The sequence below is a fragment of the Kineosporia babensis genome (genome assembly GCF_021129305.1).
In the GTDB taxonomy this organism is placed as follows: Bacteria; Actinomycetota; Actinomycetes; order Actinomycetales; family Kineosporiaceae; genus Kineosporia; species Kineosporia babensis.
In genome coordinates this window covers 179,878-192,732 of record NZ_JAJOMB010000021.1, presented here as the reverse complement: position 1 = coordinate 192,732, position 12,855 = coordinate 179,878, and the positions used below count along the sequence as shown (strand labels likewise).

Below are 12,855 nucleotides of genomic sequence, written 5' to 3'. Positions count from 1 at the left end.
GGCCCCGTCCGGGGAAGCGGTGACGATCGAGCAGTCGGCCGAGGGTTCGGGCGAAGGGGAGTCTCAGGAGACCGAGGGGACCCAGGAAACCGAAGGGGCCGAAGGCATCCCGACCGACGCGGCGAGGTCCAGCGTGACCACCGACGCGGCGAGCCCAGGGACCGGCTCGGCCACCACGTCCTCTGGTTCTGACTGACACCACTGAGTACCAGCAACGGACGCTTCCGGTCACCGGGAGCGTCCGTTGCTGGTTCTGCGGTTCTCGGCAGAGTGGAGGAGCCAGGGCAACCCGTCTGCCGCAATCCCACCCGATCGTGCCGTTCGGCCGGTCCGGGGGTGGAGCCGATCGGCGCGGCGGGGTTCACTCGAAGTCGGGGCAGTTCATGTCATGACTTCGGCGTGATGCGAGGGAGGTGCCAGATGACCGTGCTCATCGTCTTCATGGTGCTGGCCGGCGGCGGGCTGATCGGGCTCTATCTGCGAGACGCAGTCACCAGCCGCCGGATCAGCAACGAGGGCAACGAGTTTCTCGAGACCTTCGAGGGAACGCCGCCCGACCCGCACGACGACTGACCAGGACCGGTTCTAGGAACGCGCGCCCACGGCGTGCTCCATCGCCAGCTGGTTCAGCCGGACGAAACCGAAACCGCGCTCGGCCACGGCGTCCACGTCCAGGTCCTCGTACGCGGACTTGTCGGCCAGCAGGTCGGCCAGGGTCTCGCCCTCGCCCAGGGTGGGCTCGGCCAGCTCCAGCACGCCCGAGTAGGCCAGCGCCTCCTGCACCTCCGGGTCGGCCCGGAAGGCCGTGGCCCGCTCCGCCAGCAGCAGGTAGCTGGCCATGTTGGCAGCGGCCGAGTCCCACACGCCCTGCTTGTCCTCGGTGCGCGAGGGCTTGTAGTCGAAGTGCTTCGGGCCCGTGTAAGTCGGCCCGCCGCCCGGGAATCCGTTCTCCAGCAGGTCCACCGTGGCGAACGCGGAGAACAGGTCGCCGTGGCCGAACACCAGGTCCTGGTCGTACTTGATGCTCTTCTGGCCGTTCAGGTCGATGTGGAAGAGCTTGCCGGCCCACAGCGCCTGGGCGATGCCGGTGGTGTAGTTCAGCCCGGCCATCTGCTCGTGGCCGACCTCGGGGTTCAAGCCGACGATGTCACCGTGCTCCAGCTTGGCGATCAGGCCGAGGGCGTGACCGACGGTCGGCAGCAGGATGTCGCCGCGCGGCTCGTTCGGCTTGGGCTCGATCGCGATCCGCAGCCCGTAGCCCTTCTCCTTGATGTAGCCGGCCACCGTGTCGATGCCCTCGGCGTAGCGGTCGTGGGCGGCGTTCAGGTCCTTGGCGCTGTCGTACTCCGCGCCCTCCCGCCCGCCCCACATCACGAAGGTGTCGGCGCCCAGCTCGGCGGCCAGGTCGACGTTGCGGATCACCTTGCGCAGGCCGTAACGCCGCACCCGGCGGTCGTTCGAGGTGAACGCGCCGTCCTTGAAGATCGGGTGGCTGAAGGTGTTGGTGGTGAGCATCTCGACGGTGATGCCGGTCTCGGCCAGGGCGCCCTTGAACCGCTCGAGGATCTTCTCCCGGTCGGCCTCGCTGCTGCCGAACGGCACCACGTCGTCGTCGTGGAAGGTGACGTGCGCGGCGCCGAGCTCGGCCAGCTTGTGCACCGACTCGACCGGGTCCAGGTCGGGCCGGCTGGCGCTGCCGAACTGGTCCTGCCCCGGCCAGCCGACCGTCCAGAGGCCGAACGAGAAACCGTCTGCGGGGGTGGGCTTGCGCGTCATCGCGATCAACTCCGGTTCGGGGGTTCACGGGTTTTGTTGACGCCGTGAATTTATCCAGCCGGAACGGTAGGGTCAAGGCATGTCAGCCCCGGTTGCGCCGGTCCGGCAGGACTGGATGCGCGAGCACAACCTCTCGCTCGCGCTCCTCGTCGTGCTGCGGGCGGCCGAGCCGGTCTCACGGGCCCAGGTGGCTGCGCTGACCGGGCTCTCCCGGGCCGCGGTGACGAACATCGTCGACCGGCTGGTCGAGACCGGTCTGGTGCGGGAACTGGCCCCGGTGGCGCTCCCGCGTGGCCGTCCGGCGGTACCCCTGGTGCCGGTGCGCGGTGCGGTGGCGGCGCTCGGGCTCGAGGTGAACGTCGACTACCTCGGGGTGCGCGCGTTCGACCTGACCGGGGAGCTGGTCGCCGAGCAGGTGGTGCACGCCGACCTGCGCGGTTCCGATCCCCAGGAAGTCGCCGCCCGGCTGGCCGAGGTCGCCGCCGAGGTGCGGGCCGCGGTGCTGGCGCAGGGCTCGCAGATCGCCGGGGGCACGCTGGCCCTGCCCGGCCTGATCGACTCCTCCTCGGTGCTGCGCACGGCCCCCAACCTGGGCTGGCGCGACCTGGACGCCCTGCAGTTGCTGCCGGCCGAGGTGGTCGGTGGGGTGGTCGGTTTCACCGTGGCCAACGAGGCCGACCTGGCCGCCCGGGCCGAGGTCCGGGCCCGGCTGCACGAGAACGAAAAGCCCAGCTTCTTCTACGTTTCCGGGGAGATCGGGATCGGCGGCGCCCGGGTGCTGGCCGGCGAGGTGAATGCCGGGCGGCACGGCTGGGCCGGCGAGATCGGGCACGTGGTGGTGGGTTCCACCCCCGGCGCGGGGCTGATCCGGCTGGAGGACGTGGCGGGTCAGCACGCGCTGCTCGCGGCGGCGGGCCGTCCGGGAGCGGCCTTGACCGAGCTGCTTGCGGCCCTCGAGAGTGCGGATGCCCAAGCGCTGGCGGCAGTGGGCGAGGCCGGGCGGGCGCTGGGGATTGCGCTGTCGGCGGTCGCGCACATCTCCGACGTAGATGAGGCGGTGCTGGGCGGCACCTTCGCCTCGCTGTTCGACGTGCTCGCCGGGCCGGTCGAGCAGGCGCTCGCCGAACTGGTGGTGTTCAGCGACTGGGCGCCGGTGCGGGTCAGCCGGGCCCGGGCCGGTGACTACGCCGCGATGACCGGGGCCGCCTGCACCGTCATCGACCGCCTGGTGGCCTCGCCCGCCCTCTGGTCCCTGGCCCGAAGCAGATCGTGAAGACAAGGCCGCGGCCTTGTCTTCACGATCAGTGGTTCAGGGCAGCAGCGAGGCCAGGGTCTCTACGGTCTGCAGGCGCTGCGCCGGGGTGGGCGCGAGCGGGGTGACGGAAAGGGTGGTCACGCCGGCTTCGTGCAGAGCTGAAACTCTTTCGGCCACCCAGGACTTGGGCCCGACCAGGCTGAGCGATCGCAGCAGGTCGCCGGGTACGGCGGCCGCGGCCTCCTCCTTGCGACCGGCCAGGTAGAGCTCCTGCACCCGGTCCGCCTCGGCCTCGAAGCCGTAGCGGGCGGCCAGATCGTGGTAGAAGTTCTTGCCCTTCGCGCCCATTCCGCCCAAGTAGAGCGCGAACTGAGGCCGCACCAGATCGATCGACCCAGCCACGTCGTCCCCAATTGCCACCGGGATCGGCACTACCACGTCCAGCTCGCCCAACGCCGGATCGCGCTTGGCCTTACCGGCCGCGAGCGCCTCGCCCCAGACCTCCGGCGCCCCCTCGGGCCGGAAGAAGAACGGCGCCCAGCCCTCGGCCAGTTCCGCCGCCAGCTGCACGTTCTTCGGGCCCATGGCCGCGATCAGGATCGGGATGCGTTCGCGCACCGGATGATTGATCAGTTTCAGCGACTTGCCCAGACCGGTGCCACCTTTCAGCGGCATCGAGTAGTGCCGGCCGGAGTGCTCCAGCCGCTCGCGGCGCCAGATCTGCCGGCAGATCCCGATGATCTCGCGGGTGCGGCCGATCGGGGCGTCGTAGGGCACCCCGTGGAAGCCCTCGATCACCTGGGGCCCGCTGGCCCCCAGACCGAGGGTGAAGCGGCCGCCGGAAACGTGGTCCAGCCCCGCCGCCGTCATGGCGAGCAGGGCTGGGGTGCGGGTGTAGATCGGCAGGATGTTGGAGGCGATCTCCAGGTCGGGCACCTTGGCGGCGATGTACCCGAGCTGGCTCACCGCGTCGAAGCTGTAGGCCTCGGCCACGTAGACGATCGACAGGCCGGCCCGCCGGTAGTCCGGCAGCTCCTGCACCACGTCGACGAAGCTCTGGCTGTAGGGCAGCGGCATTCCGATCCGCACACGGGCCTCCTGGACAACGCTCGGGGACGGGCTGTGAGCATCCTGCTCCCCACCGGTGAGTCTCACCAGTAGGGCCGGTGTGATCGATCAGCCAGTCCCCGAGCGGTACTGTCCCAGGACCTAGACCCCTTCGAGCAGAACTGAGGACGCGTCCTCGCCGGTCTCGGGGAAGCTCACCTCGAGTTCGGGCTCCTCCTCCTCGGCCGCCGGGACCAGCGCGGTCCCGATCGCCGCGAGGTCCAGCCGGCCCAGCATCCGGGGCTCGTCGTTGGTGCCGATGGCCGACAGCCGCAGCATGGTGACGTCGCTCAGCGCCGCCTCCAGCGAGCCCGCCGGGTGGCCGGAACGCTTGGGTTCCGGGTCCTCCCAGACCGCCTTCTCGATCGCCCGCAGCGCGTGCACCACCAGGCCGACCACCTGCCCGCCGGCCGCGTCCGGGTCGGTGCTGACGATCAGCACGTAGGACTTGGCCAGCGCCGAGTCCGCGACCCCCAGCATCCGGCTCAGCCGGTACAGCGGCACCACGGTGTCGCGGTGCGTGAACAGCCCGAGCATCTGGTCGTTGGCCGAGTCCAGCACCGAGTACTGGGCCGGGAACTCCAGGATCTCCTTCACCTGGTGCAGCGGCACCGCGTACCCCTTGTCCGCCGCGCCGAGCGAGAACGTCAGGTACGTCTCGTTGTGCGCGCTGCGGGTCCAGGTGTCGGCGTCCGCCGATCCCGGCTCGGCGTCGCCCGAGCGCTGGGCCGGTACCGCCTCGGCCCGGCCCTCGTGCGGGGTGTTCAGCCGGGACAGCGCCCGCAGGTCGTCGTGCTCCAGCATCTTCTCCACCACCAAGGTGAGGAAGTCGCCCTGCTCCGGCACCCGCAGCACGTTCTGCAGGTAGCGCCGGCCGGGCACCTGCACGCTCGGCAGCCGCAGCTGCTCGACCGAGGCGATGTGGGTCAGGTCGAGCACCTCGGACAGCATCATCACGACCAGACCGTCCTGGAAGCGGATCGCCACCCCCTCGGTGGTGTCGTCGCTGCTGAGCGTGCCCAGCCCGGCCAGTTCCAGCGGGTCGAACACCGGGATCTCGGCGCCGTCGTAGTCGGTGACCCCCTTGCAGGAGCCGTGCCGCAGCGGGGAGTGGCGCACCTTCACCCGGGGCAGGATGGTGTGCACCGACTCGATCGAGATGGCCAGCCGGTGGTCGGCGCAGCGCACCAGGAGCATCGAGCCCTGCCCGCCGGTGTGCAGGCTGGAGCTGTCCTCCCCGCCGCCGCTGAAGACGCCGTCGGTGCGGCCCTCCTCCTGCGCCAGCGGGACTCCGGGCAGGGCGAACATCGCGTCCACGTCCAGGACGCTGACGATGCCGCCGGTCTCGGGCCGGGTGAAGGTGTGCGAGACCATCAGCCGGCCGCCGTCCGGGGTGCCCATCCGGGTCATCCCGGAAGGGGTGGTGACCCCGTGCACGCCGTCCACGATCAGCCCCAGCAGCTTCTGCTCGCGCAGCAGCACCACGATCACCCGGCGGGAGCGGTGGACGCTCTGGTCCGCCTCCTCCGCCTCACCGGTGCCGACCTGGCCGCCGCCGTGCATGGCGAGCAGGTCGAGCACCGGGATGACCTGGCCGCGCAGGTTCACCGCGCCGAGCATGCCCGGGGCGCTGACCGGCAGGACCTCGAGCTGGTCGGGGCAGGGGGTGACCTCCCGCACGTCGCCCAGCGGGACCCCGACACACGCCTCACCGGCGGCGAACAGCCCGTAGGTGGTCTGCGTGTGGTCGGTGTCCGCCCCGCCCGGCGCGATGCTCAGGGTGGTCATGCCTGGCCCCCGCCGGCCGGCGCGCCGCCCAGCAGTTCCTGGATCAGCCGGCTGACCTGGGCCGAGGCCTCGATCTGGGTCTTCGTGGCGGAGACGATCATCTCGATCGAGGCGCTGGTCTGCGCCACGCTGGTGACGATCTCCTCGAACGACTCGCCGGCCTTCTCCGAGACCCGGGCCCCGTCGTTGACCCGGTTCGTCGACTCCTGCACCAGCTTGGAGATCTCGTGCGCGGCCTCGGCCGAGCGCTCGGCCAGCTTGCGGACCTCGCCGGCCACCACCGAGAAGCCCAGACCGTGCTCACCGGCCCGGGCCGCCTCGATCGAGGCGTTGAAGGCCAGCAGGTTGGTCTGGTCGGCGATGTCGCTCATCACCTGGACGATCTCGCCGATCTGGGCCGAACTGCGCTGGATCAGCGAGATCGCCTGGACCGACTCGCGCAGCGCCTGCGAACCGGCCTGGGCGTCCTCCTGGGTGGAGGTCGACCAGCGGTTGGCGTCGGCGGTGCTCATCGAGATCGCCTCGATCGACTCGGTCAGCTGCTGCACGGCCTGGCCCATCGACTCGGCCTTGGCGTTCAGCCGCTGCTCCAGCTGCACCTGGTCGGTGATGTCGTAGGCGTACTTGATCACCTTCATCGGCCGGCCGTTCAGGTCCAGGATCGGGTTGTAGCTGGCCTGGATCCAGACGTTGCGGCCGTACTTGCCGACCCGGTGGAACCGGCCCGAGCGCAGCTCCCCGTTCTGCAGCCGCAGCCAGAAGTCGCGGTAGTCCTCGGAGAGCACGTACTCGGGCGAGCAGAAGATGCTGTGGTGCTGCCCGACGATCTCGCCCTTGGTGTAGCCCATGGTGCGCAGGAAGTTGTCGTTCGCGGTGAGGATCCGGCCCTCGAGGTCGAACTCGATCACCGCCTGGGCCCGGTCGAGCGCGTCCACCCGGCCCTCGAACTCGGCGTTGCGCAGCTTGTCGGCGGTCACGTCGGTGGCGAACTTGACCACCTTGAACGGCTTGCCCTCGGCGTTCAGGATCGGGTTGTAGGTGGCCCGGATCCACACCTCGGCCCCGGTCTTGGTGACCCGCCGGTACTCGCCGGAGTCGAACTCGCCGCGGCCCAGCTTCTCCCAGAACTGCCGGTACTCGGGGCTGCCGGCCTCTTCCGGCTTGAGGAACAGCCGGTGGTGCTGACCGCGCAGCTCGTGGATGCGGTAGCCCATCAGGTCGAGGAAGGCGTCGTTGGCGTCCAGCACGTTGCCGTCGAGGTCGAACTCGATCACCGCCTGCGAGCGCGAGATCGCGTCGATCTTGCCCTCGAAGTCCGCGTTGCGGATCTTCGTGGCGGTGATGTCGGCGGCGAACTTGACCACCTTCCAGGGCTTGCCGTCCAGGCCGAAGATCGGGTTGTAGGTGGCCTGCAGCCACACGTCCCGTCCGCCCTTGGCCAGCCGGTGGTACTCACCGCTGCAGAACTCGCCCTCGCGCAGGCTGCGCCAGAACTCCAGGTAGCCGTTGGACTCGGCGATCTCCGGCGGCACGAACATCCGGTGGTGCTGCCCGATCACCTCGTCGCGGTCGTACCCGACGGTGGCCAGGAAGTTGTCGTTGGCGGTGAGGATCTTGCCGTTCAGGTCGAACTCGATCACCGCCTGGGAGCGGTCCATCGCCGCGACCTTGCCCTCGAAGTCGGCGTTGATCATCCGGCTCTGGGTGACGTCGGTGGCGAACTTGGCCACCTTCCAGGGCCGGCCGTCGATCCCGATGATCGGGTTGTAGGTGGCCTGCAGCCAGACGTCGCGCCCGCCCTTGGCGATCCGGTGGAACTCACCGGCCACGAACTCGCCGTCCCCGAGCTTCTGCCAGAACTGCCGGTAGGCGGCGGTCCGGGCGTCGGCGGCGGTGACGAACATCCGGTGGTGCTGGCCGATCACCTCCTGGCGGGAGTAGCCCATGGTCTCGAGGAAGTTCTCGTTGGCGTCGAGGATGACCCCGTTCAGGTCGAACTCGATCACCGCCTCGGACCGGCTGATCGCCTGCATCTTGCCCTGCGCGTCGGCCGCGGCCCGCTTGCCCGGGGTGACGTCCAGCGCGTACTCGACCACCTTGATCACGTGGCCCTCGGCGTTCTTGACCGGGACCCAGGTGGAGCGGATCCACAGGTCGCGCTTGCCCGGCCAGACCCGGCGGAACTCGTTGGTGTGGTTGCCGCCCGAGCGCAGGTCCTCCCACAGCTCGGTGTACTCGCTGGCCTCGACGACCTCGGTGGGTACGAAGGCACTGTGGTTGAGGCCGACGATCTCCGCGGGGGTGAAACCCATCAGCTCGGCGAACCGTTCGTTCGCCTGCAGCACGGTGCCGTCCGGGGTGTATTCGGCCACGGCCTGACCGCGCCCGAATGCCTCGACCTGGCTCTTCAGTTCCGCCAGCAGCTCACGCTCATCGGCCGTGTGGCCGTACTCGTCCGACAACTTGAGTTTCTCCTGTCCCAGCACCTGGACGCCTAGCTCCGTCGAAGTGCTCGATCGGTGCGCCGGGACAGAGATGAAGTAACGCTGTGCTCCGGCCACTCTAATGACCTAAGCGAAGCGGGTACCCCGGACAGGTGAAGGCGCCAGCAGAGCGCGACGATCGCCTGCCGGCACCTTGATCACGATTACTTTTCGTCGACTGTCGAAGTCGGCTCCGGTTCTCAGCCCAGCAGTTCGGAGATCAGCGCGGCCACCTCCGAGGAGGCCTCCACCTGGATCTGGGTGGCCTCCACGATCAGCGAGATCGAGCCGCTGGTGTGCCCCACGCTGGTCACGATCTCCTCGAACGCGTCGCCGGCCCGGCGCGAGACCTGGGCGCCCTGGTCCACCCGCTCGTTGGACTCGCGCACCAGCTTGGAGATCTCGCGGGCCGCCTCGGCCGAGCGCTCGGCCAGCTTGCGGACCTCGCCGGCCACCACCGAGAAGCCCAGGCCGTGCTCACCGGCCCGGGCCGCCTCGATCGAGGCGTTGAAGGCCAGCAGGTTGGTCTGGTCGGCGATGTCGCTCATCACCTGGACGATCTCCGAGATCTGCGCGGAACTGCGCTGGATCAGCGAGATCGCCTCGACCGACTCGCGCAGCGCCTGCGAACCGGCCTCGGCGCCCTCCTGGGTGGAGGCCGAATGGCGGTTGGCGTCCGAGGAACTCATCGAGATCGCCTCGATCGACTCGGCCAGCCGCTGCACCACCGCGCTCATCGCCTGGGTCTTGGCCTTCAGCCGCTGCTCCAGCTGGACCTGCTCGGTGATGTCGTAGGCGTACTTGATCACCTTGGCCGGATTGCCCTCGAGATCCAGGATCGGGTTGTAGCTGGCCTGGATCCACACGTCCCGGTCGAACTTGCCGACCCGGTGGAACCGGCCCGAGCGGAACTCGCCGCGCTGCAGCCGCAACCAGAAGTCCCGGTACTCCTCGGAGACCACGTAGTCGGCCGGGCAGAAGATGCTGTGGTGCTGGCCGACGATCTCGCGCAGGGTGTAGCCCACGGTCTTGAGGAAGTTGTCGTTGGCGGTGAGAATCCGCCCCTCCAGGTCGAACTCGATCACCGCCTGGGCCCGGTCCAGGGCGTCCACCCGGCCCGCGTACTCGGCGTTGCGCAGCTTCTGGTCGGTGACGTCGGTGGCAAACTTGACCACCTTGACCGGGTTGCCCTCCACGTCGAGGATCGGGTTGTAGGTGGCCCGGATCCAGACCGGCCGCTCGTCCTTGCCCAGCCGCAGGTACTCGCCGGAGTCGAACTCCCCGCGTCCGAGCTTCTCCCAGAACCGGCGGTACTCCGGGCTGTCCGCATCCTGCTGGGGCACGAACAGCCGGTGGTGCTTGCCGCGCACCTCCTCCAGCTTGTAGCCCATCAGGCCGAGGAAGGCGTCGTTGGCGTCCAGCACGTGGCCCTCGAGGTCGAACTCGATCACCGCCTGGGAGCGCCGGATCGCGGTGATCTTGCTCTCGAAGTCGGCGTTGCGGCGCTTCTCCTCGGTCACGTCGATCGCGAACTTGACCACCTTGCAGGGCAGTCCGTCGATGTCGTAGACCGGGTTGTAGACCGCCCGCAGCCACACGTCGCGCCCGCCCTCGGCCTTGCGGTGGAACTCCCCGGAGACGAACTCGCCGGAGCGCAGCCGGTGCCAGAACTCCTGGTAGGGCTCGGAGTTCGCCTCGGCCTCGGTGACGAACATCCGGTGGTGGCGGCCCACCACCTCGTCCCGGGAGTAGCCCATGGTGTGCAGGAAGTTCTCGTTGGCGCTGAGGATCACCCCGTCCAGGCCGAACTCGATCACCGCCTGGGACCGGTCGATCGCGGTGAGCTTGCTCTCGAAGTCGGCGTTGCGGCGCTTGGTCTCGGTGACGTCGACGGCGTACTTGACCACCTTCCAGGGCCGGCCGTCGATGTCCAGGATCGGGTTGTAGACCGCCTGCAGCCACACGTCGCGCCCGCCCTTGGCCTTGCGCCGGAACTCGTCGGAGACGAACTCGGCCTCGGCCAGACGCTGCCAGAACTGCTCGTAGGCGGCCGAGCGGGCCTCCTCCGGGGTGACGAACATCCGGTGGTGCTGGCCGACCACCTCTTCGCGGGTGTAGCCCATCGTGGTCAGGAAGTTCTCGTTGGCATCGAGGATGGTCCCGGTCAGGTCGAACTCGATCACCGCCTGGGACCGGTTGATCGCCGCGATCTTGCCCTGGCTGTCGGCCGCCGCCCGCTTGGCCGCGGTGATGTCGAGGGCGTACTCCACCACCTTGACCACGTCGTGGTGGATGTTGCGGACCGGGGTCCAGGTGGAGCGGATCCAGACGTCCTGGTTGTGCCGCCAGACCTGGCGGAACTCACCCTGCGGGTCGCCGGCCCGCAGTTCCTCCCAGATCTGCTCGTACTCGGGAGCCTGGGCCACGTCCTCGGGCACCAGGTCGCGGCGGTTGCGGCCGAGCATCTGCGCGGCGTCGCCGCCGAGCAGGGCGGCGAACATGTCGTTCATCTCCCAGACCGTGCCGTCCAGCCCGAACACGGCTCGCGCCTGCCCCCGGCCGTAGGCCTCGACCTGGCTCCTGAGTTCCGCGAGCTGTTCCTCGTCCGTCACCGCAGCCCCTCCGTCCCGTTGTGGTGTGGGGACGGTCGTCGCTCGGTCACGGCGCCTTGAGTACGCGAGGTGGGCGGCACCCGTGCGGGCGACCCTCGATCACCCAGCGCAATCGGGAGCGGGCGAACTCAGATCCAGCTGCGCAGCCACATCCGGTCGCTCCAGCTGGGCTGCGGGATCAGCTGCGCGGTGTAGACCGGCACGAAGAACCAGAAACAGAGCACGGCCAGCAGCACCAGGGCCCCGGCGATCCACGCCCCGTTGCGTCTGCGCCGGGCCGAGTCGCTGGTCCGGCCCAGGATCAGGCCGAGCACGTAGACCACGGTGAGCACCACCCAGGGGGTGAAGGCGACCGTGTAGAAGTTGAAGATCGTCCGGTCCTGGTACTGGAACCAGGGCAGGTAGCCGGCGGTCAGCCCGGCCAGCACGGCACCGGCCCGCCAGTCCCGGCGCAGCGCCCAGTGGAACAGCAGCACGGCGATCCCCAGGGTGGCGCCCCACCAGATCAGCGGGTTGCCGAGCGCGGTGATCGCCTGGGAACAGGCGTCGACGTCGCAGCCGCGCTCCCCGGCCTTGGCCGACTCGTAGTAGAACGCGGTGGGCCGGCCCAGCACGATCCACGACCAGGGGTTGGCCTCGTACGGGTGGGTGGCGTCCAGATCGATGTTGAATTCCCACATCTGCTGGTGGTAGTACGCCAGGCTGCGCAGGGCCGAGGGCAGGAAGGTCAGGCCCTCACCCGGGTGCTCGGCCGCCCAGTTGCGGTTGTAGGCGTCACTCGAGAGGAACCAGCCGGTCCAGCTCAGCAGATAGGTGGCGAACGCGACCACCAGCATGGCCGCGCCGGAGACCGCGTTCCACAGGACCGATCCGGCGAACCAGTGCCGCAGCCCGACCGCCCGCCGCGCCCCCATGTCCCAGAACACGATCATCAGGCCGAACACCAGGGCGAAGTACAGACCGGACCACTTGGTGCCGGCGCACAGACCCAGGCAGACCGCCCCGGCCAGACGCCACCAGCGCACGCCCAGCCACCACGACCACGAATCGGTGGTCACCTGCTCGCGGTCGGCGAACTCGGACGCGGCCCGCAGCGCCAGCCGCCGCCGGCCGACGTCCCGGTCGATCAGCAGGCAGCCGAACGCGGCCAGCGCCCAGAACATCACGAACACGTCGAGCAGGCCGGTGCGGCTGTGCACGAAGTGCTGACCGTCCACCGACAGCAGCAGGCCGGCGGTCAGGCCGAGCAGGGTGGAACCGAACAGCCGGCGGGCGATCAGGATGATCATCAGGATCGACAGGGTGCCGACCACCGCCGAGGCGAAGCGCCAGCCGAACGGGTTGGTCGGGCCGAAGATCCACTCGCCCAGGCCGATCATCCACTTACCGACCGGTGGGTGCACCACGAAGTCCGGGGTGGTCAGGAAGACGTTGGTGTCGCCGCGGTTCCACAGCGGGTCGACCTCGTCGCCCTTGCCCTTCCAGGCCAGCTCGTAGCCGGCCTCGATCATCGACCAGCCCTGCTTGACGTAGTACGTCTCGTCGAAGACCAGGGTGCTCGGGCGGCCCAGGTTCCAGAACCGCAGCAGGCCGCCGAACGCGGTCACGGTCAGGACGGCCAGCCAGCCCCGCCACGAGAGCCGGGGCCGGGGCGCCTCGGGCGCGGGGGGTCTGGCCGCCCGCACCGCGGCGCGGGTGGCCGCGGCATAGCTGGTCACCCGCGTCATCGTAGGGGTACGGGGGTGATCCGACACCAAGTCACCTGTCAGACTGGCACTCGCCGTGATCGGCTAGGGGGTGGGTTCGCCGGTTGTGGGCGGGGGCTCATGACCAG

General features: G+C 69.5%; 8 protein-coding genes and 1 pseudogene. 3 read left to right on the top strand and 6 right to left on the bottom strand.

Going from position 1 to position 12,855, the window contains the following annotated elements:
* Both LR394_RS31325 and LR394_RS31320 read left to right on the top strand, forming a co-directional pair.
* Window positions 1-196, top strand: a pseudogene (locus LR394_RS31325) (hypothetical protein); the annotation flags it as partial.
* Window positions 197-420: 224 nt separating this feature from the next.
* Window positions 421-573, top strand: a complete 153-nt coding sequence (locus tag LR394_RS31320; protein ID WP_231448209.1) for a hypothetical protein — start codon at window positions 421-423, stop codon at window positions 571-573.
* A gap of 12 nt (window positions 574-585) precedes the next feature.
* On the opposite strand, the gene xylA is transcribed toward LR394_RS31320, so the two are convergent.
* The gene (xylA, locus tag LR394_RS31315; RefSeq protein ID WP_231448208.1) at window positions 586-1,776 is read right to left on the bottom strand and encodes a xylose isomerase; all 1,191 of its coding nucleotides are present in this window, start codon (window positions 1,774-1,776) and stop codon (window positions 586-588) included.
* Between the two features lie 79 nt (window positions 1,777-1,855).
* Here xylA and LR394_RS31310 point away from each other — a divergent pair, with 79 nt between their 5' ends.
* Entirely contained in the window at window positions 1,856-3,049 is a 1,194-nt protein-coding gene (locus LR394_RS31310; protein ID WP_231448206.1) for an ROK family transcriptional regulator, read from the top strand.
* A 36-nt stretch (window positions 3,050-3,085) separates the two neighbouring features.
* On the opposite strand, the gene LR394_RS31305 is transcribed toward LR394_RS31310, so the two are convergent.
* The 5 genes from LR394_RS31305 to LR394_RS31285 all read right to left on the bottom strand — a co-directional run bounded on the left by LR394_RS31305 (window position 3,086) and on the right by LR394_RS31285 (window position 12,748).
* Window positions 3,086-4,120, bottom strand: a complete 1,035-nt coding sequence (locus LR394_RS31305; RefSeq protein ID WP_231448205.1) for an LLM class F420-dependent oxidoreductase — start codon at window positions 4,118-4,120, stop codon at window positions 3,086-3,088.
* Window positions 4,121-4,240: 120 nt separating this feature from the next.
* A complete protein-coding gene (locus LR394_RS31300; RefSeq protein WP_231448204.1) occupies window positions 4,241-5,926 on the bottom strand; it encodes a chemotaxis protein CheW in 1,686 nt (561 codons plus the stop codon).
* Entirely contained in the window at window positions 5,923-8,412 is a 2,490-nt protein-coding gene (locus LR394_RS31295; protein WP_231448203.1) for a methyl-accepting chemotaxis protein, read from the bottom strand. Before LR394_RS31295 ends, LR394_RS31300 begins: the two co-directional genes overlap by 4 nt.
* A 197-nt stretch (window positions 8,413-8,609) precedes the next feature.
* Window positions 8,610-11,021 (bottom strand): PAS domain S-box protein, encoded by a 2,412-nt coding sequence (locus tag LR394_RS31290; RefSeq protein ID WP_231448202.1) that lies wholly within the window; start codon window positions 11,019-11,021, stop codon window positions 8,610-8,612.
* Window positions 11,022-11,149: 128 nt separating this feature from the next.
* Entirely contained in the window at window positions 11,150-12,748 is a 1,599-nt protein-coding gene (locus tag LR394_RS31285) for a dolichyl-phosphate-mannose--protein mannosyltransferase (protein ID WP_269330059.1), read from the bottom strand.
* Window positions 12,749-12,855 lie beyond the last annotated feature (107 nt).